The following is a 23831-nucleotide window of genomic DNA, read 5'->3' as shown; positions in this document are numbered from 1 at the left end:
AGTGCACATGGCTACTGTCGAGACTATCCTGGCATCAGTTTTCAGCACCGTTACTGAACTCCATTCCGGCCAACTCGGCTTCCTCTCGGGCGTTCTCGTCGGCCTCCTCTACTGGCACGGGCACCGCCGATCGTCGCTCGCCCTCCTCACTTCATTCTACCTGCTGGCACTCGGTATCGTGCCTGCTCCCACGCGAGGGCTCTTCGTGGTTCAGTCCCAGCCGTGGTACTTCTGCTCGCTGCTAATAATGACCTCACTCGGTTCGATCATCGGTTGTCTCATCTGGATGCGCGTGTCGCGCTCGTACCAGCCCTGGTCGCCTGAGGTTGGACAGAAAGACGTCTGACGAGAAATCTCTCCTCGCTGGGAAGACCGCTACGGGGTGTCTGTAAGGCGATTCGTGATCGAGCGGTCGAGTCTCGTTCTATGCCAGTCGTGTCGGTTTTGTATGTAGCACCTGCCTGAATCACGCTCGTCTCTTAACTGGCCGAAATTAGCAGATCCGGCTCGACTATACGGTACCGAAATCAGACAAGCGCCAGGACCATCGACGCGATAGTCTCGACGATTTCTTCCCAGATCGAGAACCCCGATACAATCTGGAGTCCCGTGTCAAGTCCAAAGAAGAGGAAAAGGGCTGCGCCCGCGAAGTGGGCCCGCCTCGCGTCGAACCGGTGGGAAAACCGGTGGAAGAAGAGGGCGTTCGCGGTACTCACCGGGAGTATCGCGAGCATCTCACCTGCCCAGATTGCGGGGTGTGCCCCATACTGCGCCGCGAGACCGATGGTGACGAGTTGGGTTTTATCACCGAACTCTCCTGCAGCCATCAGAGCGAAGATAGGAACGAATCCTCGAAGGTATGAAGGGATATCGTACCCGAGGAACGAGATATCGATCGCTCTGTCTTCCGCCACGCCACCGTCGGTTTCCCTGGTTTCCGCCGTTCCACCGTCGGTCGTGGCAGCCAACTCGTCCGTCTCGGGCGCCGATCTGATGAGAAGAACTGTAAAGAGCAGGAACAACGCTGCCGTGATTGTGTCGAGGTAGACGGGAGCGAGCGCGCCCTTGAGCGCCGCACCGAAGAGGATCTCTAGAGCCGTCCACCCGGCGAAGGCACTTCCCGCGGCAGCGACCACGATCCAGGGGTTATATCGGGTTGCAAGACCCGCAATGATGATCTGTACCTTCTCGCCGGGTAGCACTGAAAGCTGGAGGACGAACGAGAGGATAAGAATCTCAATCCAGCCGGTCATACTGTGATCGCGTCGAGGGAGAGAATTCGGTCATCGACGATATCGGTCACACGTTGATTTAGCCGCGTCTAACTTATATCCTTCATGGTCCGAACGGAGGAGGTGAAAGATCGGCGCCTGAAAGCGGTAGAGACAGCCAGTTGGTCAGGGGATCTGCGTCGGTCCTATCCGAGTCGTGTCAGCGGTTTCCCCGAGACAGAACGATCGAAAGCCGGGTATCGTTAGTCGAAACGCATGTTTCGAGCGTCGTCCCGAGTGTGAGCGTCCCGAACCGCCGCCGGAACTCGCGCTCCACCTGTCCGACACCGAGCGGAATCAGGCTCATCCCGAACACCACCAGCCATCCCTCGAGTCCGATGGGTGTGGTACTCGGCGCCACCGAGACGGCAGGCAGGTAGACGGCACCGAACAAATCAGCGTAGATAGGCCGAGGAACGGCGGTTCACCTCGGAATCACGACGACGCCGACGACGTGACCCACTCTCGGATCTCACCGTCGACTGTTACCCGACTCCCGACATCGTCGAACGTGACACCGCCGTAGGCAACACTACTGCCTGGCCCCGAGTAGATGCCTGCACTGCCACAATCCGCTGCGCGAGCAGTCGTGAGCGTTACATCGACGTTTTCGCGGAATCGGAACCCCTGATCTTTCGCGCCCGCCGCCGTTACATTACTCATCTTCAGATCGGTCATGTCGTCGAAGATAATCGCGTTTGTAAACGCCCCGTCGACGCTGACGTTCGAGATTTCAGCGCCGTCGAATCCAGCCGCGTACAGGCCGGATCCGGCTGCCAGACCCCCCTCGTCGGTTCGGATCGTAACGTCGCTGATCGTCAGCTCCCGGCGACCGCTCTCGAGGTGGCCTACCGTGATCCCTCTCGCGTTTTCGAGACACGAGACGCTGTCGATAGTCAGATCCTCGACGACCTCGTCAGGATCGCACCTGATAGCCGTATACTGACATCCGGTGATATATCCGTCTTTGATCGTGATCGACGCGTTTCTGCCCCGGTGGAGATGGACGCCGTACTCGGGTCCGTTCTCCGGATCGATCTCGAAGTTTTTGAGGGTGCAATTTCTGGACGGAGTACCGTCGTCCTCCGCGAGAGCATCACGACCCCCATCCCACACGCCATTCCAGGCTGTCCCCGAGTTCTGACTGTCGAACTGCACTGGAGCGTCCGAGTCGCTCTCTCCGCCACGAGTTGCCCAGTACCCGTCCACGACGACGTTTTTGGACGACACGATATCGAGATGGTGATAGTAAACGCGATCGCCGTATATGTTCTCCAACCGGACGTTTTCTGCGTGGGCGGGCATGATACCGGTCGCGTCCGGCGCATCTATTCTGACGTTGCAGACCCCCCAGTTCGATGCACCGTTGTATCCGGTCGCATCGTAGCCCCTGTTGGAGAGGAGCGCCTGTCCTTCGTCACCAGCGGGTCGCGGCCCTTCGAAGACGGTCGAGCGGCCTGCACCCACGAGGATCGTATCGTCACCCACCAGCGGCGTCCGCTCGAGCAGATACCGCCCTGGCGGGAAGTACACGATCCCACCGCCGGCCTCGTCGACCGTCTCCAGGAGATCGTGGACGGCGTGGCCGACTTCGGTCGTCCCGTCTCCCTCGATCCCGTGCGCCTCGACGTTCCACACGGGGGACTCCTCGGTACGCGCATGGACGATGTTTGCTGCCTCGAAGTGACTCGTTCCCGGCACCGGTTGATCGGAACATCCTCGACCGCTGAAATAGTTCCAGTCTTCGCTCGAGGCGTCCCAGCGCCAGGTGATCGCCTGGTCGGTCGCGTGGTACAGTTCGTCGTCGTATTCGCCCTCGGATGGACGCTCGGCGATCGGACCGCGCACGATCGCGTGCTCGTCGACCGCTTCGACCGTGTCGGTGTGGTCCCATTCGTCACCCTGTTCGTACGTACCCAGTTCGAGTCGTGGCGTTTGATCAGACATGGTTACTCAGTTCCGTATCCGCGTCCGTACGCTGTCCCGTATCCGGATTTGGCGGCTACTTCCTCCGCTTCGGGAGATTCCGACGATTCGCCCTCCGTACACCCTACAAGTGTAATGCTACCACTCGACACCGCAATGAGAACACTTCGCCGCTCGAGCGCCGAACGATTCAGAGTACCGTAGTGAAATTTCATTTATAAAGTGCTATGAACCGGTCCTTTCGGTAGGATTTCTCGGAACCTCTTGGCCTATCACGTGGGTAATTATCATACTGGTGCTTTCCTGGTGTCAGCCGACTCGACAGAGCGCGGATGGTATTCCTTCCTGCCGTGCTTGCTACCTTACTGACCGAACCGCCCCCGGCAGGGGCTCAACGTGCGGTCACGAACACGAGTACGCGTAGAGAACCGCTATACCGATGTCGTTTGAGGCGGTCGCGAACGTCCGTACGGTCGAGGCAATCTCATATAGTAACGGTGCGGGTACACGGCCGGCCATTCTGGTATTCGAATTATAGTACCGATTGAAACGGTTTACACGCCGACCGCACGGCGACCGTGCAACCGTGTGTGCACTGACGGCCAGTGGCTGCTCTCGTTTACCCTTCGTCATGCTGCCTCTTTTATATCACACTAATACGATACTGAATAATGGACCAACAGTCCGGTTCGAGACCCCTACTCGCTGTCATCCACCGCTCGGAGCACGCACCTCACCTCTTCGACCGGCCCCGCCTCCGTGCGGCGTCGGATCGTCATCGCAGGAACGTACGCCAGTCCGGTCGGTTTCCCGTCACTCCGGGTCAGCATCTCGAACGAGAGCCAGCCGATGCCCTCACAGTCGATCCACCCCATCTCGAGGACGTCCGCTGGCGTTGCCCGTTCCGACGAGACGGGCCCGACCTGCCACGTCGAGTCCGAACTGAACCAGAAGTCCTCGGCGATCTCCTTCTCGTCCTCACCGAGTTCGTGGGCAGTCGTCTGGTCGACGTCGGCGTCGACGATCGCTTCGAGTTTCTCGGCCGGCTTCTCGATCACGCCGAACTCCGAGGCCCACTGTCGGGCCTCGCGAAGGAACCGATCGTAACCGGTCCGGAGGTACTTGAGGTAGACCTCTTTGACGACGTCTGCCGCGAACTCATCGCCACTCGCCTCGAGATCGAGTGCGTCCATCGCCGCCTGCTCGTCGGTGGTCAGCGACTGCTGCACGAAGTCGACGAATTCCGAGTAAGCGCCGTGCTTGTAGTTCGGGTTGTTCTCACCGCGATTCTCGATCCCACCGGCGTGGTGCTTGCACGGACCCTCGGATTTGCCGTTGACACCCCAGCCGGCAGCGAGTGTGCAGTAGGAGACGTCGTCGCGTTCACGGCCATGATCAGTCGGCGTCGTCTGATCTGACTTCTGCGCGGCACAGATTCGGTAGTCCTTGTCGGGATCCGGATGGATCGGGTGGCCGGCCTCGTCGGTGGGAGCCTCTTCCGAGATCTCGAGGTTGTCGTCTGTCATGGTGTGATCGTTACTGACCTCTGTGTCATGGCGTGTTCAACGGGGGCAGATCGATCGCGATGGGGTCCTCAGAGCTCAGTTGAAATCCCAGTAGATGGATTTCGACGTGAACCAGCCGTTCGCTACAGTGCGAACTGAACGCTATCGGTGCGAACTGAGCAGGTGTCGAGTGCCGTATTCAATTCCGCCGACGATGAGGCCGACAATCAGCGGGAGAAACCAAAAAGGAAGCAGGAGTTCGAACAGAGTTGGCGTGAGACCTGCGCCGGGGGACTGTGCTGAATCAATCATGGCGGACCACGAGACGATGAGTGTCCATCCGTAAATCCCAACGGCGATAAGAACGGGTAAGACAACGCGATACCTTGCTGAGGCGAACGCCGAAATAGTCCCGAGGAAGAACGACCCAGCAACTATCCAGAACAGCCACAGTATCCCCGGAGCGAGCCCGTAGCCATGTTCAAACCGTGCAATATGGATATGGACGAAGAGCGTGGTGGCAGACAAGATGAGGCCTATACCGATTGCAAATCGCAGCGGGGAATACCACCGGCGAAGCCAATTCATGTTTGCTATCGATGAAATACGTGGTGATAGTTTTATCTCCTGCACTGAATAGCGGAGGCAAGTTCGTCGAAGATGTGGTCAAGGCCGAGATCGAACGCAGCCACAGCGACGCCGTGTTCGACGTCCAGCGTCTCGTCGCGGTAGTGGTCCTGCCACTGGTCTAGCCGCCACGGGTTCGCCTCTTCGTGAGCGGTGATCGCCGTCCCCTCCTCGCGAGGGAAGAGTCGGACATGGATCTGTCGAGGTTTCGGGAAGTGTGGAGCCCCATGGAACGGTCGCGGGCCTTCGTAGTGTGCCCAACTGGCGATTTCCGTCTTACCAGTCCAGTCGGTCGCGAGTGATGCCAGCGGGTTCGGTTCGTAGCCGGCGGCCGCGAGGTCCTCCAGGACTGCTTCGGGCCGGCGGTCGACGACGTCGACGAGTTCGGACTCACGGACTCGAGTCTCGGCGTAGAGTTCGCCGTCCTGGCGCTGAAACAGCCGGTGGAGTAGCGGGATGACGTGCCGGCGAAGCGGGTTCCAGAACCGGGCTCGATCGTTGAAGTAGTATTCACCGGCGTAGAGTCGGCCGATCACTAGGAGCGATACGATCGTGACGCCGCCGACGTAGACGACGTCATCGGGTACGTTTTCGAACATTTTGATCAGTACATGAAAATGGGTGCGCCGGGTCCCATCCGGGAGGCTTGTGCCGAATCCCGGCGCAAGTCGGGACGAACCGTTGGAGTCTGTCAGTCGCGGTGTGTCACCCGCCCCGAAGCGATCCAGCGGGAGCGATGATATCCCCTTCAGCCACGGTGGGTGCCAGACCGCGGCCACATGGGGGATTCGCTCACTGCAGCTGGACGTTCGCACGACCGGTCGCGATCCGTGTGCCATCGGCGTCGACGACGATTTCCTCGATCGGCTGGTTCCAGGACGGCCGCCAGCGGACTTCGTCGACGACGCCCTGGACGTCGCGACCGGCAAAGCGGACTTCGACGGGTTGGCCTTCGTCGATCGAGTGGACTGTCATGATCGCTTCCGAGCCCGTCGAATGCAGACCGTCGTTGCGGCCTCGAAGACCTCCGTGTCGTAGCTGGCGAACTCCTCGAGGGACTTCAGGTGGCCGACGGCGTGTTTGAGGGTGTCTACGTCCACCGGCTCGCCGAGCTCGTGGAGTCGATCGGCCAGGTTCTCTGTTCGACGGAGCGCCTCTCTTCGTGAGAGTGGATCCGGGTCGGCCCGGCCGGCGATCGCCCCGCAGTCCTCGCAGACCGTCCGGTCCGGGTATTTCGCGATCGCCGTGTTGTCGACCTGGCGTACGCCGATGCAGATTCCTTCGGGCCCAATTTCGTCATCCTCGGTTTCGTGACGTCGGATCGGCTCGGCGCGCGTCGCCTTGGGTTCGACGTCGTGGCCGGTCAAGCCCCACGTGGTCCGGATGTAATCGCTCTTGATCCGACGAAAGCACGACGAACAGCAGTCAGGATCCTCGAATACGTATCGCCGGAAGACGCGCTCAGGTTCGTCGCGATACTGACCCTCGCCGAGGGATTGGGCTGTGGTGGACATGAGTACAGGAGAGACCGCTGGCTGTCGGCCAACCCCGGACGTCATCGCTGCCTCGGACCGGGATCGTGGGCGACGAAGCCGTTGCTGTCAGTAATGGCGATTGTACGTCTTAAATTGCGAGAAAGAAGCGAATTATTCTACTATCTCTGTCGTACCACTATAATCTGTGTCTACTTTGGTGAGAACCAACTGTTCGCTACATGTGCAAACTGAACGCCGAAATTTCCATCAGGTACCGATGATGTTCGCTGGGTCGTGCTGAATACAGAGCGCGAATGTGGTATGAACCGAAGGTCAATCTGCGGAGGACGATGATCGGTCAGGACAGGTAATAAACTGACGACCACAAGATTAATGCTTATATCGTGACAGTCTCAATTCATGAACGAGATGTATTATTTTGGATTGCTTCTCCTTATCTCCGGTGGATTTCTTTCTCTCAACAGTACAGGAATGTTTTCGTCCATTGGCGTCGGAGCGTCGTTTATCGGAGCGCTGATCGCCGTTTTTGGACTTCTCATCTAGTCTACCGAACTGAAATGAATAGCTGAGAGCCGAAAAGTATGCACGTCTGGCTCTGTTGAAACTCTCACACGGTGATATGATTCAGTAATCTTGCTGGATATAAAGCACGAATGCCGCACGAAGACTAACTCAATTTGCGAAGGTGGTGATCGCTCAATACGGGTCTTAGACTAACCGGGATGATGTTGGGTTGCTAAAGAGATTTATAAACAATTAATATGCCATATCAATAAATGAGTGACACGAACTTGAACGGGACATTGGGACTGAAAATCATGGTCTTCGGACTTCATATATCATTTATCGGCATATTTGTTGAATCTGTTCAAATTGCATTTGGTGGGTTCGTAGTAAGTGTGATTGTGCTTTATGTTTCCTTAATTGCTCAGTTCGCACAACGACAAAACGACTGAGTCACCAAAACGGTTTGAAATAAACATTGTCATCGTACTAAACATATCCTCTGTACTCAGCACACCGTTCTTGACAACAACTCGGTAGCTGGTTCAGCTTGTGCTGAATAGACAGCGCGGGCCATGTTTAGACGCTAGTAATATTGCCTCTATGTCGGGATTTCTAGGAAATGAAGCGAGCACAGGTGGATGTGCACTCCGAACTAGCCCGCTTCACCGAACGGTGCGTCGAATTGTCTCAAAAAGCTGTCGGAAGCGATCCGAGCAAACCCCTCAGCAAAGGAAAAGATGGCTATGCTGATTGGGTGATCGTGGCGATTCACGGCCTTCGAGAATATCTCGATCACTCCTACCGACAATTGTTAGATGTGCTTCGGGAAATGCCTGTTATTGTCGCTAAACTCGGTCTTTCAGTGAATGAGCTGCCGGACTTCACCACCGTTTGCGCTCGAAAGCAAGATCTCAAGATGCCTGTCTGGCGAATGCTGTTGCAGCTGACCGCCGAACTATTTGATACCGGAGAGATCCAAGCAATCGACTCGACCAGTATCGCTCATCGTTCGTCGAGCCATAACTACGCAAAGCGCGTCAAAGGGACGTTTGAGTCGGTCAAAACCACTATTCTCGTAGACTGCTCTACGCGAGCGATTCTCGATATACACTGCTCGATGAACCTACCACATGACACGCAGATTGCGTGGCAAGTTCTGAAAAGAAACCTCAGCGACGTGGACACTGTCGTCGCTGACAAAGGGTTTGATTGGGATAAACTCCGGCAGATGCTGCGAAACGAAGGGATTAGACCGGTGATCAAGCATCGTGAGTTCTACTCGCTCGATGCCGCACACAATGCTCGGATTGATGATGAAATCTACCATCAACGGTCTATCGCAGAAACGATATTTTTCGCGTTGCGCAAGCGTTTCGGCTCAACACTTAAGGCAAGAACATGGTTTGGGCAGTTCCGAGAACTCGTCCTAAAGGCTGCCGTCAGAAACATCGAACAATCGCTCAGAGCCTAACTCGGATAATCTTGACCGTCTAAACAAGGCTGACAGCGCGTATTCAGCAGACACAAACCTTCGATCAAAGCGGTTGAGGACTCGATCAACAGGGACACATCCGTGGCACTTCAGGACCAGATACGCCGCACGTAGTCACGTAGGCCTGGATCGCCCAGAACCACCAAAGAGAGTGATATCTGAGATCGTCTCTGGATTGGTTGAGATCGACGCGTTCAATGTTCGTCGGGGTGCTCTAGTGCCGCCCTGGTTCGTTCATTGAACCCCTCAAGTTCACGTTTTGTGGCGTCGGGGAGTCCATCTGCGGGTGACTGGAGTGCAGGCTGAGCGTCGGGATCGAGTTCTGGCCAGCCGACGATCACGCGGCCGACCATGCCCGTCGCCTCGTGTGTTCGGTGATGGCCATAGGGACCGTGTCCACGGTCTGGGCCATGGCCATGTTCGACGACGGTACAGGTGTAGTCATATACCCCCGTCTCTTCGAACGTTCGCTCAAACGTCTCTCCTCTGGTCCGATACAACTCACTCCGCCACGGGAGAGTCTCTTCCGGCATCCGTCGCTCGGACGTCGACGGGAGAAGGTCAGCGTTGTCCGGATGGTAGCTGACCGTGTCGTGAGCGCCGCTCTCCAGGACCCACGTAACCGTGCCTCCCTCCTCGATGTGAACGACATGTGGGACGAAATGGTTGCTATCGTCGTCCGATTCCATCCTTACCTCGATACGCTTCTCCGGATGGCCAAGCTCGTGACTGTTCTCATGATCATGATTATCGTTGGACTCGGGAGTGGACTCGTTGTTCCCGTCGTCGGTATCTCCAGCAGGCTGGGAATCACTATTATTCAGACATCCCGCCAGACTGGTTACGATCGGTCCGCCGATGAGTGCGAATACGCGTCGTCGAGTGGGTATCGTGAGAACCACTACTCCCCCTTTCGTGTCCGGAGCCGGCGTCGCCGCTCCTTAAATTCCTCGTCAGAGAGCTCTCCGCGAGCGTACGCCGTGCGTAGCTCCTCCATCGCAGGATCGTGAGGCGTCTGACTGTCGGTCACGCGCTGGAGGATGAGATAGCCACCCCCGAGGAGAACGAGGAGCAAGGTGAAGGGAACGAGCATCCCAACTAGGGGCCACCACCCGCCAGCACCCCCATACTGGCCCATCATTCCGCTATATCCCATCATGCCGCCGAATCCCATCGTGAGTACCGGAAGCACGATGATTGCCCCGAGAATTAGGAGGACGATGGTCGTCGTGTCGAGTTGGTTTGACGATGACATCGAGAATCAAGCCCCGGACACAGATTTGTGGTCGTCGGTAACGGTCGCGAGCACACGCTCGAATCGGTCGTTGACCTCAGTCGCGATAGCGGTGAGCGCGTCGTTGTCGGCGATCCCAACGAGTTGCTGCGGATCGACGGCACTTACCACGATGTCTCCATCGTCAGTTTCGTAGACGATAACGTTACACGGGAGGAGTGCGCCGAGTTCGATCTCCTCAGTCAGTCCCTCCTGTGCGAGTGCAGGGTTGCACGCGCCGAGAATCCGATACTGTCGGAATTCATCGCCGAGCTTCTTTTCAAACGTGGCCTGAATATCAATGTCAGAGAGGACGCCAAATCCCTAGTCTTCGAGTGCAACGATTGTTGTGTCGACGACTTCGTCGAAGTCACCCGACACCGAGTGTTGTATGGTATATCCGATAGTGTACACTACCCCCTGGAGAGTCTTAACCGTGTGGTATCGTCTGGCGATTGTTTTTTGGCGTCTATCGGAAAATGGACTGGCTTCTCGAACGAGTGTTCTCTCAGGTTACGAGGTGATGGATCTCTCCACTGTAGTCAGCACGCCGTCTCTGACAGTGATCACGCAGAATGAGCAGTCGCTGCTGATACAGAGCGCGTATCTCGCACGAGAGCATGAGAGCCATGTTCGGATCGGAATCACTTACTCAATGGCAAAGTAGATTGCATTCCAAGGATTGGGGGGTCATTAGCTTTGGTATCATAAGGGCAACGGCATTGAACGATGCACCCCTATTTAGATAGGAATCGCGTCTCGACGCAACTCAGGGACAAAAATCATGACCACCAATACAACTGATCGGCAACTTGTCTGGGTCGTCCTCGCAATCGTCGCTGCCCTCGTCGTCTTTCCCATGTTCGCCATGGGGTTCGGTATAATGGGGGCTGGACCGATGATGGGCGGGATGTGGGATATCGGCATGTGGGGTGCGGATGGAGTGTCCGGGTGGATGCTCATCATCGGCGTGGGGATGCAACTCCTCTTCCTCGCCGTCATCGTCGGGGCCGTCTACCTCGGCTATCGGGCGGTGACCAAGCAGGATGAATCGTCTGACCCTGCACTTGAGGAGCTTCGGGCTGCCTACGCACGCGGCGACCTGAGCGACGAAGGATACGAACGACGGCGGAACCGACTCGAAACTGAACCATAGTACCGATCATGTTGGCGTCACTGGGACCAGAGGTGGTCGAGGCCCTCCGGATTGGGGTCGGCTTCCTCTGGACGGCGGCGTGGGCGATCATCATGGGGCTGGTGATCACCAGTCTCGTCCAGGTCTACGTCTCAAAAGAGCGAATGGCCGCCGTGCTCGGTGACGGCAACCTGGCCGGTGTCACGAAGGCCACGCTGTTCGGCGCTGCCAGCAGCGGTTGTAGCTTCGGGGCCGTTGCCATCGGAAAGGGGCTATTCAAGAAAGGTGCCCACGTCGTGAACTTCCTCGCGTTCATGTTCGCCTCGACGAACCTCATCGTCGAACTCGGTTTGATGATCTTGATCCTGTTGGGCTGGGAGTTCCTCGTTGCCGAATTACTCGGTGGCCTCATCCTCATCGCGGTGATGGCGGTCATCGTCCACCTGACGCTTCCGGAGACCCTCTTCGAGGAAGTTCGCGGCGAATTGAATCAGCGAGATCACGATCATGGTGTGACCGAGGATCCGACCTGCGGCATGGAAGGGAAAGACGAGTATTCACTCGTCACGGACGGTGGAGAAACATTGAAGTTCTGTTCGGAGGGGTGTATGGAAACCTATCAGCAGGAGGCGGCCAGTAGCGGTGGCTGGCGGGACGAACTGCTGTCGTGGGGCGGCTGGTACAAGGTCGGCAACCAGTATCGCAAGGAGTGGTCGATGCTCTACAAGGACGTGATCGCGGGCTTCCTGATCTCAGGGTTCGTCATCGTGTTCGTCCCACAGTGGGTGTGGAACACGCTCTTCCTCCAGGGCGACGGTTTGCTGGTCAGCGCCGAGAACGCGGTCATGGGCGTGGCCATCGCCATCATCAGTTTCGTCGGTAGCATGGGCAACGTCCCGTTCGCCGTCGCACTCTGGGGTGGCGGTGTGAGCTTCGCGGGCGTCATCGCCTTCGTCTACGCCGACCTCATCACGGTCCCCGTGCTCAACGTGTACCGGAAGTACTATGGCTGGAGTGTGATGCTGTACATCCTCGGCGTGTTCTTCGTGACGATGGCGTTTACGGGCTTTTTCATGGAACAACTGTTCGACGTATTGGGGATCGTTCCCGATCTCGCCGGTGGCATGACTGCGAGCGAGCAGACCTATTTCGAACTGAACTACACGTTCTACCTCAATCTGATCGCGTTCACACTCTCGGGATTCCTCCTCTACGTGTACCGACGCGGTCTGGGAGCCTCCGGGGAGTACCGGGATCCAGTCTGTGGGATGCGGACCGACGAGGATGGCCCAAGCGTCACTCACGATGACGATACTTACCACTTCTGTTCGAAGGCATGCAAGCGAGCGTTCGAGGAAACGCCCGACGAGTTCGCTATGATCGATCCAGACGTCTCAGGCGCTCACGACCACCACTGATAGATTAATGGCACGAACCATCTCGGGACTGTAACAGGTGTTCAGTGGCGAGGAATTCCGAAAGTTCGCAAGTGTAGTTGTTGTTTTTATCGCTAATTAAACCATGAACCAAGAGGAGAGCGTGTGCTGAACCCAGCCTCTGTATCTGGCACGCCCATTCTGCTAACTGCTGGACAGGTCGAGCGAAGCGTGCGAGATACAAAGCGTGCAGCTGTCAATGGCCCATGACTGTATCCAGTACGCCCCGTATCATCGGGAGTGGTGGTTATAGCAATCGTGCTGGAGGGTGGGGGGGAACACGCCTCCGCGGGCGGTGGGACAGAAAGTACTTATTTACTACCGGTTGACGTTCATCATGGAACGTCGTGCCCTTCTCTCTGCACTCAGCGGTGTCGGGCTATCGTGTCTCGCGGGTTGTACCGATAGGATATCCAGTGCTGCAGGGTTGTCGACAGATGGTCAGGAGAAGTTCGATCACCAGTATCCCGACGGGGCAGGCCCGAACCATGTCGACTTTTCGACGCTCAAATCGGACAACAACACCGTTTTGCACACTCCTCGGACACACTGGAATTCATACGCGATCCTCTACACTGAACCACCCGAACACCGGCGCGTAGAAGGAGAGTACTACATCAACTCCTCCACAGGAGAGGTGATCTCTGACCTCTGGGATGGTGCGAAGGACTATCGAAATGGCGACACGTACGCGTACGTCCAACCTGCTGCACAGATTCCCCACGAACATCAACGCGAGGAACTCGAGAGAGACGATGAGTTCGTCTACGATAACACTACCAACGCGTACTATCGATATGACCGTCTCTACGGACAGTTCGCCCCAACTAACATCGGTCGGCACACCGAAATCCTCGGATATTACAGGTGGAAGGCGACCGACAGGACGACTCACCACGGTGTCACCGCCATCACGTACCAACTCGCCGACCTGGAGTCAAAGGACTCTCGTGTTCCACGAGCGATCACGGGAACACTTCAACTCGGAGTTGAAGATGGAATTATCTACGCGTTCGACATCACACTGGACGATGCTGAGGATGAACTTCGCTACACCTACAGCGTTCGTCCTGTCGCATTTCCAGATCACGATTGGGTGGAGACAGCGCGAACGGTCGTTGCCGCGAATAACACCGACGATGAAAGTACTGACTAACGGCTGGACACGTCTCAGTGACGCTTACTGCAAGATACGCAGGTCTACTGAGCGGATGATTCGAAGCGTCGATCGTGAAATAATTTCAGATATTGTGATGGATACATTCTCTGTCTCTCGCACACCGGTTCTGACAGTTTCTGGAGAGGCCGATCCGAGACGTGCAAGATACAGGGCGCAAAGACAGTATCGAAACGACTCAAGAATCGGAGCTTCGAGTCGTTATGTGTGGTTTGAGCACCAACAAGACTGTCGTTTTATTTCCCTCTGAAGCACGTTCGAGGTGATGTCGAATCCTGGGATCCGTTCTGGAATCGCGGTCTTCGGAGTGAGCAACCGGTCACTCCAGCGCCAACAACCCAGACTCGGTGTCTTCCCGTCCCATGATCGGGACGAACAGCACGCCGTCGGCGACGGCGAGGTCGCCACCGGCCGCATTGCCGAGCCCGTAGGTCCAGCGACGGGCTTCGACACGGTTGCTGCCGATCCCGAGGCCGCCGCCGACCTTGAATGCCGCCACCTCCCCCCGGCCGCCGACGTAGACAGTGTCACCTACGGCCGCTGGCGCCGAGAAGTAGTCGTCACCGAGCCGCCAATCGCGCTTGCCAGTGCGATGGTGTTGGCGCGTGAGTCCAGCCCCATCTGCACCGAACAGGCCGGTCCCAACCAGCGCGAACGACCGGTGTGCTGTCGGACCGTCCTCGGCGTGCCAGCGTGAACGCCCGGCGTGGGCGCCGCCGGCGAGTCGGAGGGTCCCACCGCCGAAGGTAGCGACGTAGACATCGTTTCCCTCATTGGCGGCGAGCGCGGTCACCTTCCCCGGGACCGGTTGACGCCAGATCCCCCGACCGTCATAGAGTGCGTGGACCTCCCCCGCTGTCGTGCCGACGAAGACGCCGTCGGGTCCGCGCGCGACCAGCCGCGTAACAGCGCCGTACACGTCGGTGGTCCATTCGACCTCACCGTCCGGGGTGACGCGGATGACCCGGCCGGCGTTGTCCCCGACATAGAGCGCGCGCCACTCTCTGGTTGGGGCGGGCGGCGCTCGCATCCGTTCGTCGCTCTTGACGGTCCACTCGACTGATCCGTCGGCGACATCGAGCGCGACTAGGCCGGGGTCCTCACCGGTGACGTAGACGGATCCGTCGTGAACTGCCGGAGACGAGACGGAAGGGACAGCCTCGGAGGGTGCATATCGCCACCGTTCCTCGCCGTCGTCGGCGTCGAGCGCAATCAGGCCCCCCATCGTCGGGAGGAAGACGGTCCTGTCGGCGACGACGGGGCGGTCGGTCGGACTCGGTAAGTCGATCCGGAAGCGTTCCGACGGGGCCTCTCGGGGGGCAGCCGCATCGCGGGCCCAACTGGTGGCCCGGCTATCGAAGTCCGGCATGGGCCAGTCCGTGCCGGCATCAGTTCCCGGATCCACGTCGGCACCAAAGTCGAGACAGCCAGCGGTTGCCGCGGCCGCGAGGCTCCCAGTTGTGGCGAGCACACGTCGTCTGGAGGGCATACAGCCACCCAGAGAGAGCTACCTGAAATACCTTTTGTGGTTTCTTCACACGAAGCCGCCTCATCAACGCCCCCGGTACGTCCGGTTCCCGTCCCGTAACAACAGCCGATTCAGACCCTCACCGATGAACAGAACGTGTTCACTTTGCTAAATTCAACCTCTCTATCCAGCACGCCGCTCGGTAGAAAGCCCAGCCGCTGCGGAATATATAGCGCGAATGTTGCAACAGATTCGGATCGGCTTGCGAAGGCGGTGGACGCTCAGTACAGATAAAGTAGATAATGGTCTCTCACCAGTTCTCACAAACAGTCCTCGTACGAGAATCCTTATTCTGCCAAAATAAGGTTGTATTAGTGGGATTACAATTACTTGGGAGAGGGTGTGTGGGACCATCATGCACGATCTTACAGGATTTCAGCGAGACCTCCTCTACGTTATCGCAGGTGACGATCAACCGTCTGGCCAAGATGTCAAAGACCAAGTCGAAAAATACTACAACTCCGAGATTAACCACGGGCGACTGTATCCGAACCTCGATACGCTCGTGAACAAAGAACTGGTCGAAAAGGGGCAACTCGATCGGCGGACAAATTACTATGCGATCACAGACGCCGGAACGGAACAAATTCACGACCGCCGAGAATGGGAACAACAGTATCTCGATTCGTGACCGAGCGGGTGAGTACGCAATCTCTCACTCACCGCGGGTGCCATCCGGCAGTTCTCGGGAACAGATGATCATCTCACCTGGAATAGGATAACATGAAGTGTGAGGGATGTGGAAAAGACACTCACGTCGAGCGCCATATTGTCGATGGGTACGCTGGATACCTCTGTGATGAGTGCCACAGTATTTGGTGCACTTACACGCTCAATAAGCAGGTGTATTGACCGTCTGATGCGCCGACTTCGCTCTTCCTAGCGCTCGTAGGTGCCAGTGATCGTTGCTTCACCCCGGACGTGCGGCTCGACGGTGGTCCGGAACGTCTCGGACGCGGTCCCGGGATCGAGATCGAGGATCGTGTCGACGAGCTGTACCGTGAACTGGTAGGTGTGTTTTTCGTCGTCTGCTGGCGGGCACGGGCCACGATACCCAAGGTCGCCGAAGTCGTTGGTTCCCTGGACCGCCCCGTCCAGCGCTTCCACGGTCGGCTCAGGCGCAATCGCTTCGGGGATGTCCTCGATGTCCGGTGGGACGTTCCACAGCAGCCAGTGGACGAACGGATCGTCGGTCGGAGCATCCGGGTCGTCAACGACCACCGCCAACGACTCGGTGCCCGGCGTTCCACGAAGTCGCAAGGGTGGAGACACGTCCTCACCGTCGCAGGTGTATTTCGGGGGAATCGATGTCCCGCCTGTGAACGCAGGCGAGGAGAACGACGGCCCAGTTCCTCTGTCCCCGTTGCCGGTATCAGTCCCCTCGCCCAGACAGCCAGCGCTCACCAGTAGCACTCCTGCTCCGAGCAGATCGCGGCGAGTCAGCATACGCTGCTCATGAACAGATAGTTGCTTGAGTGTTTGCTAGCGTCAGACTTCCGGTTTCCCGCCGTCCCCTCCGGTATCGATTCAGTGTCGCTGAATGGATACTCTGAGTCGCTCACGTCTTTTCTGACAAGAATCGGGTAGTTTGTGTAGTGTGTGCTGAACTCAGGGCGCGAATGTCGCACCCGATCCAGTACGGTTTGCGAAGGTAGTGATCGCTCAGTACAGGTGACATACAGAATGACCAACAGTCAGCGAGGAAGAAAGGACATGTGTATTGACTACTTCCTTTTACGAAATGACCTCCGAACGCGAATCGCTTGTTATCCTACTCGGGTTTCTTGCCGTCGTACTTCTTGTTGGCGCGGGGATGTTTGCCGCGTTCCAGATTCAGCCTGATACGCCGGGCGGGGGTGTTTCGGATGTTGAGAGTTACCCCATTGGTCCCGAGAAACCGACTCCGTTGAATTCCTCGAATGTCGTGGACTACACTACTACGTACGAAGAGCGCCTGTTCTATAACGACCTCGTTGCAAGCCATAACCACAGGCTCCACGACGATGAAAACGTGATAACCAACTGTACCTCTCTCTCAGTCTCGAACGGTAGTACAGACGAGTTTCACGTCCAGTTAGAGTGTCGTGGCGGTGTTACCAACTCATCACAACTGACTGAATCGGAGGAGTTCACTTATTCAGTCACCTACCGGATAACGAATAATACGATACAACAGACCGAATTCCAAAATTATCCCTTTGGAACGGATAGAAATTTCAATAGCGAAAGAAATCAAGTTAGCAGTAGTTGGTAATCCCGTTCCTTTATTCGGAGTTGGGCATGAAACTCGCGGTAAGTACGCACGTGTGGTGAGCGGATGGATCACCGGTTTCGACGTGAAACAAACGAGGACGACGCGCTGAACTCATGCTCTGTATTCAGTACGCCGCTCTTAACAGTGATCTGGCAGTTCGTATAGACGCTGCTGAATAGAGGGCGCGAATGCACCACTCTCCGAAAGCCGATTGACGAAGGGTGGTGGTCGTTCAGTACAGGTCAAAGAGTTACCGCCGGTAAATACAGATGGCAGATTAACTGAAAGACTATAGTAGTCCAAACGCCATTTGGTACTATGGCGTGGTTAGACGGTCTGAAGACGTGGTTTGACTATGAACTCCTCATCATAGCACTCGCCATCTGCCTTCTCGTCGCTGTCTGGGGAATAAATCAGATTACAGGATATTTGGAAGATCTTTCCCTTACAAGTCCAGAATTTGCCCTCACCATCACGGCTATTGGTCTCGGCACGGTTCTTTTTCTGATCTGGCTGGCGGGACAGTACAACTAATCGGTGTGCATATCTACTGATCGGCTGATTCAGCGCAGTTCGTTCGGAACAAACTACGTCGGTTTGCTAAACTTATCCTCTGAATATTGCGAGCCGCCTCTGACAACAGTTCGGTAGCTCGTCAAGTCTCTGCAAGACACAGGGCGCAAGTCGGTCACAGGGGTCAGAAAGGCTTGAACGACTACTCAGTTGAATCGGTTGACTGTCCATCGGGCGCAGAGGGGGAATAACTACTTAGTATCTTTAATCCAGCAACACTCGCGACAATCCCTCCGAGTACACCGGCGGTGCTAAACACGAGACTTTGCCAATAGAGGATACTGGTTGCAGTTAGAATCCACCCTGTATGAGCCAGTGTGAGTATCCCAATTCCAAGTAGAAACACGCCAACTAGTACCCACTGGCGAATCGACCGAAGGAGCGCAGCTGTTTCGGAGGACATGGTCGGATGTTTCTTCTTAGTCAACATGAGTGTGATGAATACATCTCTCTATTTAGCACGCCCCTCTTGACAGCAGTTCCGCAGTTCGATCAGGTCTTGTAGGTCCGATCAGGTCGTGTTGAATACAGGGCGCGTATGCAGCACGTAGCAAGGTGACTCAACGAAAACTGAACGAGAATGTTCATTACTGATCCGTGCGCTTATAGTGATAGATAGGGTATTTGCTGTGCCTTCGGAAAGAACGGCCGCCCTCCGTCGAGCCTACCTGACTACCCTTGGTACTGGTGTCTCCGTGGCCCTCGGTGGCTGTCTGAGTACATCCGCGTCGGATCGGAAGCGCTGGTGGTTCAGAACTGATTTCCGGGTTCGATCGTCGCCTACAGTAGTGAACGAAACCGTCTTTATCGGGAGTCAAGACGGGTCTGTGTACGCACTGGACGCCGACGATGGAGAGAAACGGTGGGCAGTCGAGACAGGGGATCCAGTTGGGTCGTCTCCGACTGTAGCGGATAATACCGTCTTCGTCGGAAGCGACAGCCTATACGCACTCGACGCCGAAGATGGCTCGGTACGCTGGACGTTCGTAGTCGGTGTGTACTCGATTTACTCGTCGCCGACGATCGCTAACGGAACGGTCTTCGTGGGCAGCGGCGATCGCACTGTCTACGCCTTAGATGCAGCCTCTGGTGAAGTTGTCTGGACGTTCGAGACCGACGGCGGTATTGCGTCGTCGCCGACGGTAGCTGCTGGCACGGTCTTCGTCGGAAGCGGACGCTATCACGAGACGGACGATACCCGCCTATATGCGCTGGACGCGAGTTCGGGCGACGAGATCTGGACGTTCGAGACCGGTGGCGGTATTACGTCGTCTCCGACGGTAGCTGCTGGCACGGTCTTCGTCGGCAGCAACGACGGCAACGTGTACGCACTGAACGCGGACGACGGCTCGAACCGGTGGAAGGTTGGACTCTTCGGCGGGATTGAGTCGTCGCCGACGGTGGTGGACGGAACCGTTTTCATCGGGAGCTACAATAACAACGTGTACGCACTGGATGCGGGCATCGACGGTTCGAGCGAGGACTCACGGATAGAACACGGAACACTCGGACATCACGACGAGACCTAAACAACAGTACTGTGCTGCAGACGTCCTCTGTATTCAGCACGCCGTTCTTGACAATGATCTGGGAGTACACTCAGGTCTCGCTGAATACAAGGCGCGGGCCGTGTTTAGACGCTAGTAATATTGCCTCTATGTCGGGAATTCTAGGAAATGAAGCGAGCACAGGTGGATGTGCACTCCAAACTGGCCCGCTTCACCGAACGATGCGTCGAATTGTCTCAAAAAGCTGTCGGAAGCGGTTCGAAAGAACCTCTCAGCAAAGGAAAGGGTGGCTACGCTGATTGGGTGATCGTAGCGATCCATGGTCTTCGGGAATACCTCGATCACTCCTACCGACGGTTGCTAGACGTTCTTCGAGAAATGCCAGCTATTGTCGCCAAACTCGGCCTTTCACCGGATGAGTTGCCGGACTTCACCACCGTTTGTGTTCGAAAACAGGATCTCAAGATGCCCGTCTGGCGGATGCTGCTGCAGCTGTCGGCGGAACTATTCGATACCGGAGAGGTACAAGCAATCGACTCAACCAGCATCGCTCATCGCTCGTCCAGCCACAACTACGCAAAGCGCGTCAAAGGAACGTTTGAGTCGGTTAAAACCACTATTCTCGTAGACTGTTCTACGCGAGCTATTCTCGACGTACACTGCTCAATGAACCTACCACATGACACGCAGATTGCGTGGCAAGTCCTGAAAAGAAACCTCAGCAACGTGGAAACCGTCGTCGCCGACAAAGGGTTTGATTGGGATGAACTCCGGCAGATGCTGCGAAACGAGGGAATTAGACCGGTGATCAAGCATCGTGAGTTCTACTCGCTCGATGCCACACACAATGCTCGGATTGATGATGAAACCTACCATCAACGGTCTATCGCAGAATCGATGTTTTTCGCGTTACGCAAGCGATTCGGTTCAACACTTAAGGCAAGAACGTGGTTCGGACAGTTCCGCGAACTCGTCCTTAAGGCCGCCGTCAGAAACATCGAACAATCGCTCAGGGCCTAACTCAAATGATTTCGACCATCTAAACAAGACCCAGGGCGCGAATCTGGCACGAGTTGGTAGCCGATCACGTGGAAGGGGAATCGCTCAGTGGAGGTCAAGTAGGTAACGGAGTGGCAATCGACCTTCCGGATAGCTGCCAAAAGCAGCGTGTTGAATACAGAGAATACGTTCAGCAGAGCATCTTCGGTCACCAAGAGATCTACCAGCGGCTACGTATTCCAGAATTGGTAGCACAGTCTTGCTGGAAAGAGGGCGTATGTCGCGGTGATACCTCGGTTTCTCCCTCAATGAGTTGATCTGAGATTCATCACCGCTCGCCATGGTTCTCGGGGTCAAACGGATGTCGCTCGATGTAGAGGAACTCAAGCAGGAAGAGCGAGGCGAAAATACCGACGATCCAGAGCAGTATTTCGATGTCGGTCAGATAGAGGTGATAGAGAACGATCGGAATCGCGGTCACGGTACCGAGTAGGCCGAGTGCGGGAAAGAGGCGGTTCGATCCCGTCTCGTCGGCGAGTTGGAGGTTGACGAAGTTCGCGACGGCGTCAGCGATCAGGAAGGCGACCGAGCCGAACTCGGTGATCTGCTTGAGCGTCCCGAGTGCGGCGAAAGCGGCGGTCAGCCCGCCCATCAGCAGCAGTGCGTAGACGGGGATTCCCTCGCGGTTACGGAAGGAGAATAACCGGGGAATGGCTCCTTCGGTCGCGATTTCGTGGACGAGCCGGGAGGTGCCAAAAAGCGTCGCGTTGATCCCCGAAGATGCGCTTTTCATCGCCGAGAGAATCACCAGCACGAATCCGACAGCGCCCAGGAGTGGAATATTCGAGACAGCAGCTGCGAGTGCCGTCTCCTCGTGGACGATGAGTTGGTCGGGGGAATGCTGGAGCGTGGCCATGAACGAGACCGAGACGTAAATCAGGATGGCGATCGCGATTGACACGTACATCCCGATCGGGAGGATCTGTTCGACGTTTTCGATGTCGTCATAGTCGTAGACCAGCAACTGGAAGCCTTCGTACGAGACAAAAATAATCGCAAAGCCCGTGACGGGACTGAGATGACCTTTATTGAAAAAGTCAATCGCGATGGGATCACCCCCGTAGAAGGCGATCCCGAGCGTGGCAAGCGAGAGCAGGACGGCGATTTTAACGTAGACGGCGATGTCCTCGAACAGGCCGGTCTCGTGGACGCCGGAAAGGTTCAACCCGACGAAGGCCCCGACCACGAGGACCGAGATGATTGGACGAAGGACCTGTGGCAGCTCGATTCCGACGACGGCCCGTGCGGCAGTGAGCGTGTACGCCCCGAAGGCGAACGCATACATCGCCATCACACCGACGTACCCGACGACAAGAACCCAGCCAACGAAGCCTGCGATATGTACGTTGTCCGTTGCGTGTTCGACGAACGTGAACGCCCCACCGTGTTCTTCGTAGTGCAACGTGAGTTTGAGATACGAGTACGCGGTGAGGAGCGTGATGACGCCCCCAATGAGATACGAAAGAGGGACGGCATTGCCGGCCTGTCTCATCGCGACGCCGAGCACGGCATAGATCCCGGCCCGAGACCATGCCCCCGACGCCCATCGCAACGACCTCCACGAGACCGAGTTTTCCTGCACGGCTGCGTCTCAGTAGGGAACGAAGCAAAGCCATATTATATCATGGTCACTGGGTTGGTTTGTTTCTCGTAATGGCGGGAGAAATCATACAACCAGGCAAGAAGATACGCGCCGACAAACCCGTCTGCGAACGCCCAGACAGCACCTACGACCAATCCTCGATTCGTCGAGTCATAGCCCAGATACACATCGAAAAGGAGATCCCGCCACTCATCACCCCACCCGCGACGTGCCGTCAATCCCAGCACAACAACGGCTCCGGACCACAGCAAACCCGTTGCTTTTCCAAGTGCTTTGCCATCTACTCGACGGGTATTCAGATCACTCACATCCGATGGGTCGTCAGCTCTCCACTTAATCGGTTAATCTCGTTCCGAGGTTCGAAAACGGTAGCCCCGTCGAAATCCTTTGTTGTTGATAGGTACTCGACGGTCATGCTATGCGCAGGGAAAACACCGAACGATTCACATCAAACTAGTGGAATGTGGTCGTATGTCCGACCAGATCGTCCGATTACTCGCTATTCTCGTCATGCTGATATCCTTGCTCGTCCTGCCTCAAGGATTCAGGGGATCAGCCCCCGACTTTCTGCATACGCTAACATTGTGGTTCGGAAGTATCGCTTTTCTGTATGCATTTATTGAACTGGCAAGAGCGTCGGATTGGTGAGGGGTCTCCTACTCAGACACCAGAATCGATACGTTCGCATCTACACATAGCGGCCGGTTCGTCTCCACTGGCTGGGGAGTAACAGATGCGTCGTGATGGACGTATACTCTGTAATCATCACACCGTTTCTGACAGTATTCACGCAGAATGAGTGATCGATGCAAGAAACAAAGCGCGTAGATCGCAAACATTCACCACGGTATGATCTATTTATACGGTGCATGACATACTTATTTATTCTTCGAGAGTTACGATCCGGTATGGTCACTCGGCTGACGCTCAGACGGGTCCTCCTCGGTCGCGATGTCGCGATCGCCTATGCAGCCATCATCGCACTCTACTTCGTGAGGTCTGTCAGGTTTCAACCGCTGCAGATCCCCGCCTACCTGCTGGTCGTTGCATATGATGTCGTCGAGGTTGTACTTCCAATCCTGACTCCCTACCACCCGATCGCATTTCCGGTGTTTCTCTACTTACTGGCGATCGTCGGCGCGGGGGTGGCGCGGCTCCGGTCGGGCGATGGGGAGAAAGGGGTCATGTTCCAGACGGTCGGTGGCGTCTGTCTAGTCATCGGGACGATCTCGCTTCTGTTCGGCGCGTCCGTTGGCGGTCCACTCATTGCCCCGGCTGACAACCCCACACCGTTGGCTATCACAACTACGACGGGAGTCGTCCTTCTGGTCACCGGCTGGTGGTTACTTGATCAGCCGTCGGCACGGGGAAAGTCAGCGGATAGTACCGAATAGTAACTTAAGCCTCTATACTCAGCACGAATATTATCTCAATTCCTAAATGTTTAAACAGAGCGGGAAC

25 protein-coding genes and 1 pseudogene are annotated in these 23831 nt (G+C 56.4%); 12 read left to right on the top strand and 14 right to left on the bottom strand.

Annotation, left to right across the window (positions count from 1 at the left end; translation table 11 throughout):
• Positions 1–7 precede the first annotated feature (7 nt).
• The gene (locus tag MUG98_RS04325) at positions 8–346 is read left to right on the top strand and encodes a hypothetical protein (RefSeq protein ID WP_265110927.1); all 339 of its coding nucleotides are present in this window, start codon (positions 8–10) and stop codon (positions 344–346) included.
• 181 nt (positions 347–527) lie between these two features.
• Here the strand turns inward: MUG98_RS04325 and MUG98_RS04320 are convergent, their stop codons facing one another.
• From MUG98_RS04320 to MUG98_RS04290, 7 genes are all read right to left on the bottom strand, one after another.
• On the bottom strand, positions 528–1253 hold the full coding sequence (locus MUG98_RS04320) for a TMEM165/GDT1 family protein (RefSeq protein WP_265110926.1): 726 nt from the start codon (positions 1251–1253) through the stop codon (positions 528–530).
• Between the two features lie 453 nt (positions 1254–1706).
• Positions 1707–3218, bottom strand: a complete 1512-nt coding sequence (locus tag MUG98_RS04315; protein ID WP_265110925.1) for a glycoside hydrolase family 55 protein — start codon at positions 3216–3218, stop codon at positions 1707–1709.
• A 677-nt stretch (positions 3219–3895) separates the two neighbouring features.
• Entirely contained in the window at positions 3896–4723 is an 828-nt protein-coding gene (locus tag MUG98_RS04310; RefSeq protein ID WP_265110924.1) for a hypothetical protein, read from the bottom strand.
• Positions 4724–4864: 141 nt separating this feature from the next.
• Complete coding sequence (locus MUG98_RS04305; RefSeq protein WP_265110923.1) at positions 4865–5290, bottom strand: hypothetical protein; 426 nt, start codon at positions 5288–5290, stop codon at positions 4865–4867.
• A gap of 32 nt (positions 5291–5322) precedes the next feature.
• On the bottom strand, positions 5323–5928 hold the full coding sequence (locus MUG98_RS04300) for a hypothetical protein (RefSeq protein ID WP_265110922.1): 606 nt from the start codon (positions 5926–5928) through the stop codon (positions 5323–5325).
• 193 nt (positions 5929–6121) lie between these two features.
• Positions 6122–6304 carry a hypothetical protein gene (locus MUG98_RS04295; protein ID WP_265110921.1) on the bottom strand — a complete coding sequence of 61 codons (183 nt, stop codon included), beginning with the start codon at positions 6302–6304 and terminating at the stop codon, positions 6122–6124.
• Entirely contained in the window at positions 6301–6843 is a 543-nt protein-coding gene (locus MUG98_RS04290; RefSeq protein ID WP_265110920.1) for a hypothetical protein, read from the bottom strand. The genes MUG98_RS04295 and MUG98_RS04290 overlap by 4 nt, the downstream gene beginning before the upstream one ends.
• A 758-nt stretch (positions 6844–7601) precedes the next feature.
• Between MUG98_RS04290 and MUG98_RS04285 the strand changes: the two genes are divergently transcribed.
• Positions 7602–7781, top strand: a complete 180-nt coding sequence (locus tag MUG98_RS04285; RefSeq protein ID WP_265110919.1) for a hypothetical protein — start codon at positions 7602–7604, stop codon at positions 7779–7781.
• 191 nt (positions 7782–7972) lie between these two features.
• Positions 7973–8803, top strand: coding sequence for an IS5 family transposase (locus MUG98_RS04280; protein ID WP_265112547.1), 831 nt, complete (start codon positions 7973–7975; stop codon positions 8801–8803).
• A gap of 215 nt (positions 8804–9018) precedes the next feature.
• On the opposite strand, the gene MUG98_RS04275 is transcribed toward MUG98_RS04280, so the two are convergent.
• From MUG98_RS04275 to MUG98_RS04265, 3 genes and pseudogenes are all read right to left on the bottom strand, one after another.
• Positions 9019–9726 carry a cupredoxin domain-containing protein gene (locus MUG98_RS04275; RefSeq protein ID WP_265110918.1) on the bottom strand — a complete coding sequence of 236 codons (708 nt, stop codon included), beginning with the start codon at positions 9724–9726 and terminating at the stop codon, positions 9019–9021.
• Entirely contained in the window at positions 9726–10079 is a 354-nt protein-coding gene (locus tag MUG98_RS04270) for an SHOCT domain-containing protein (RefSeq protein WP_265110917.1), read from the bottom strand. The genes MUG98_RS04275 and MUG98_RS04270 overlap by 1 nt, the downstream gene beginning before the upstream one ends.
• A 6-nt stretch (positions 10080–10085) precedes the next feature.
• A pseudogene (locus tag MUG98_RS04265) lies at positions 10086–10502 on the bottom strand (DUF302 domain-containing protein).
• Positions 10503–10881: 379 nt separating this feature from the next.
• Between MUG98_RS04265 and MUG98_RS04260 the strand changes: the two are divergent.
• From MUG98_RS04260 to MUG98_RS04250, 3 genes are all read left to right on the top strand, one after another.
• A complete protein-coding gene (locus MUG98_RS04260; protein WP_265110916.1) occupies positions 10882–11253 on the top strand; it encodes an SHOCT domain-containing protein in 372 nt (123 codons plus the stop codon).
• Between the two features lie 8 nt (positions 11254–11261).
• Complete coding sequence (locus MUG98_RS04255; RefSeq protein ID WP_265110915.1) at positions 11262–12650, top strand: permease; 1389 nt, start codon at positions 11262–11264, stop codon at positions 12648–12650.
• Between the two features lie 355 nt (positions 12651–13005).
• Entirely contained in the window at positions 13006–13824 is an 819-nt protein-coding gene (locus MUG98_RS04250; protein ID WP_265110914.1) for a hypothetical protein, read from the top strand.
• Positions 13825–14164: 340 nt separating this feature from the next.
• On the opposite strand, the gene MUG98_RS04245 is transcribed toward MUG98_RS04250, so the two are convergent.
• Positions 14165–15334, bottom strand: coding sequence for a PQQ-like beta-propeller repeat protein (locus MUG98_RS04245; protein ID WP_265110913.1), 1170 nt, complete (start codon positions 15332–15334; stop codon positions 14165–14167).
• 394 nt (positions 15335–15728) lie between these two features.
• Between MUG98_RS04245 and MUG98_RS04240 the strand changes: the two genes are divergently transcribed.
• A complete protein-coding gene (locus MUG98_RS04240; protein ID WP_265110912.1) occupies positions 15729–16004 on the top strand; it encodes a PadR family transcriptional regulator in 276 nt (91 codons plus the stop codon).
• A 248-nt stretch (positions 16005–16252) separates the two neighbouring features.
• Here MUG98_RS04240 and MUG98_RS04235 read toward each other — a convergent pair whose 3' ends face one another.
• The gene (locus tag MUG98_RS04235) at positions 16253–16819 is read right to left on the bottom strand and encodes a YbhB/YbcL family Raf kinase inhibitor-like protein (protein ID WP_265110911.1); all 567 of its coding nucleotides are present in this window, start codon (positions 16817–16819) and stop codon (positions 16253–16255) included.
• A gap of 295 nt (positions 16820–17114) precedes the next feature.
• On the opposite strand from MUG98_RS04235, the gene MUG98_RS04230 reads away from it, so the two are divergent.
• The 4 genes from MUG98_RS04230 (at position 17115) to MUG98_RS04215 (ending at position 20728) form a co-directional block, all read left to right on the top strand.
• Positions 17115–17627, top strand: a complete 513-nt coding sequence (locus MUG98_RS04230; protein ID WP_265110910.1) for a hypothetical protein — start codon at positions 17115–17117, stop codon at positions 17625–17627.
• A 318-nt stretch (positions 17628–17945) separates the two neighbouring features.
• Positions 17946–18161 carry a hypothetical protein gene (locus tag MUG98_RS04225; RefSeq protein ID WP_265110909.1) on the top strand — a complete coding sequence of 72 codons (216 nt, stop codon included), beginning with the start codon at positions 17946–17948 and terminating at the stop codon, positions 18159–18161.
• An 827-nt stretch (positions 18162–18988) separates the two neighbouring features.
• Positions 18989–19729: an outer membrane protein assembly factor BamB family protein gene (locus MUG98_RS04220; RefSeq protein WP_265110908.1), complete on the top strand. Its 741-nt coding sequence runs from the start codon at positions 18989–18991 to the stop codon at positions 19727–19729.
• A 168-nt stretch (positions 19730–19897) separates the two neighbouring features.
• The gene (locus MUG98_RS04215; RefSeq protein ID WP_265112437.1) at positions 19898–20728 is read left to right on the top strand and encodes an IS5 family transposase; all 831 of its coding nucleotides are present in this window, start codon (positions 19898–19900) and stop codon (positions 20726–20728) included.
• 307 nt (positions 20729–21035) lie between these two features.
• Here MUG98_RS04215 and MUG98_RS04210 read toward each other — a convergent pair whose 3' ends face one another.
• Complete coding sequence (locus MUG98_RS04210; protein ID WP_265110907.1) at positions 21036–22259, bottom strand: APC family permease; 1224 nt, start codon at positions 22257–22259, stop codon at positions 21036–21038.
• 125 nt (positions 22260–22384) lie between these two features.
• Positions 22385–22678: a bacteriophage holin gene (locus tag MUG98_RS04205; protein ID WP_265110906.1), complete on the bottom strand. Its 294-nt coding sequence runs from the start codon at positions 22676–22678 to the stop codon at positions 22385–22387.
• A 600-nt stretch (positions 22679–23278) separates the two neighbouring features.
• Between MUG98_RS04205 and MUG98_RS04200 the strand changes: the two genes are divergently transcribed.
• Positions 23279–23764 carry a hypothetical protein gene (locus tag MUG98_RS04200; protein ID WP_265110905.1) on the top strand — a complete coding sequence of 162 codons (486 nt, stop codon included), beginning with the start codon at positions 23279–23281 and terminating at the stop codon, positions 23762–23764.
• Positions 23765–23831 lie beyond the last annotated feature (67 nt).

The sequence above is a fragment of the Halosolutus halophilus genome (assembly GCF_022869805.1).
In the GTDB taxonomy this organism is placed as follows: Archaea; Halobacteriota; Halobacteria; order Halobacteriales; family Natrialbaceae; genus Halosolutus; species Halosolutus halophilus.
Note: the sequence above shows the minus strand (reverse complement) of the source record. Positions and strands in the feature narration are given on the sequence as shown.

What these genes read in the sequence shown, in the direction of transcription:
- MUG98_RS04325 (WP_265110927.1), top strand. Translation starts at nt 8, where the DNA reads ATGGCTACTGTCGAGACTATCCTGGCATCAGTTTTCAGCACCGTTACT.
- MUG98_RS04320 (WP_265110926.1), bottom strand. Translation starts at nt 1,253, where the DNA reads ATGACCGGCTGGATTGAGATTCTTATCCTCTCGTTCGTCCTCCAGCTT.
- MUG98_RS04315 (WP_265110925.1), bottom strand. Translation starts at nt 3,218, where the DNA reads ATGTCTGATCAAACGCCACGACTCGAACTGGGTACGTACGAACAGGGT.
- MUG98_RS04310 (WP_265110924.1), bottom strand. Translation starts at nt 4,723, where the DNA reads ATGACAGACGACAACCTCGAGATCTCGGAAGAGGCTCCCACCGACGAG.
- MUG98_RS04305 (WP_265110923.1), bottom strand. Translation starts at nt 5,290, where the DNA reads ATGAATTGGCTTCGCCGGTGGTATTCCCCGCTGCGATTTGCAATCGGT.
- MUG98_RS04300 (WP_265110922.1), bottom strand. Translation starts at nt 5,928, where the DNA reads ATGTTCGAAAACGTACCCGATGACGTCGTCTACGTCGGCGGCGTCACG.
- MUG98_RS04295 (WP_265110921.1), bottom strand. Translation starts at nt 6,304, where the DNA reads ATGACAGTCCACTCGATCGACGAAGGCCAACCCGTCGAAGTCCGCTTT.
- MUG98_RS04290 (WP_265110920.1), bottom strand. Translation starts at nt 6,843, where the DNA reads ATGTCCACCACAGCCCAATCCCTCGGCGAGGGTCAGTATCGCGACGAA.
- MUG98_RS04285 (WP_265110919.1), top strand. Translation starts at nt 7,602, where the DNA reads ATGAGTGACACGAACTTGAACGGGACATTGGGACTGAAAATCATGGTC.
- MUG98_RS04270 (WP_265110917.1), bottom strand. Translation starts at nt 10,079, where the DNA reads ATGTCATCGTCAAACCAACTCGACACGACGACCATCGTCCTCCTAATT.
- MUG98_RS04260 (WP_265110916.1), top strand. Translation starts at nt 10,882, where the DNA reads ATGACCACCAATACAACTGATCGGCAACTTGTCTGGGTCGTCCTCGCA.
- MUG98_RS04255 (WP_265110915.1), top strand. Translation starts at nt 11,262, where the DNA reads ATGTTGGCGTCACTGGGACCAGAGGTGGTCGAGGCCCTCCGGATTGGG.
- MUG98_RS04250 (WP_265110914.1), top strand. Translation starts at nt 13,006, where the DNA reads ATGGAACGTCGTGCCCTTCTCTCTGCACTCAGCGGTGTCGGGCTATCG.
- MUG98_RS04245 (WP_265110913.1), bottom strand. Translation starts at nt 15,334, where the DNA reads ATGCCCTCCAGACGACGTGTGCTCGCCACAACTGGGAGCCTCGCGGCC.
- MUG98_RS04240 (WP_265110912.1), top strand. Translation starts at nt 15,729, where the DNA reads ATGCACGATCTTACAGGATTTCAGCGAGACCTCCTCTACGTTATCGCA.
- MUG98_RS04235 (WP_265110911.1), bottom strand. Translation starts at nt 16,819, where the DNA reads ATGCTGACTCGCCGCGATCTGCTCGGAGCAGGAGTGCTACTGGTGAGC.
- MUG98_RS04230 (WP_265110910.1), top strand. Translation starts at nt 17,115, where the DNA reads ATGACCTCCGAACGCGAATCGCTTGTTATCCTACTCGGGTTTCTTGCC.
- MUG98_RS04225 (WP_265110909.1), top strand. Translation starts at nt 17,946, where the DNA reads ATGGCGTGGTTAGACGGTCTGAAGACGTGGTTTGACTATGAACTCCTC.
- MUG98_RS04210 (WP_265110907.1), bottom strand. Translation starts at nt 22,259, where the DNA reads ATGAGACAGGCCGGCAATGCCGTCCCTCTTTCGTATCTCATTGGGGGC.
- MUG98_RS04200 (WP_265110905.1), top strand. Translation starts at nt 23,279, where the DNA reads ATGGTCACTCGGCTGACGCTCAGACGGGTCCTCCTCGGTCGCGATGTC.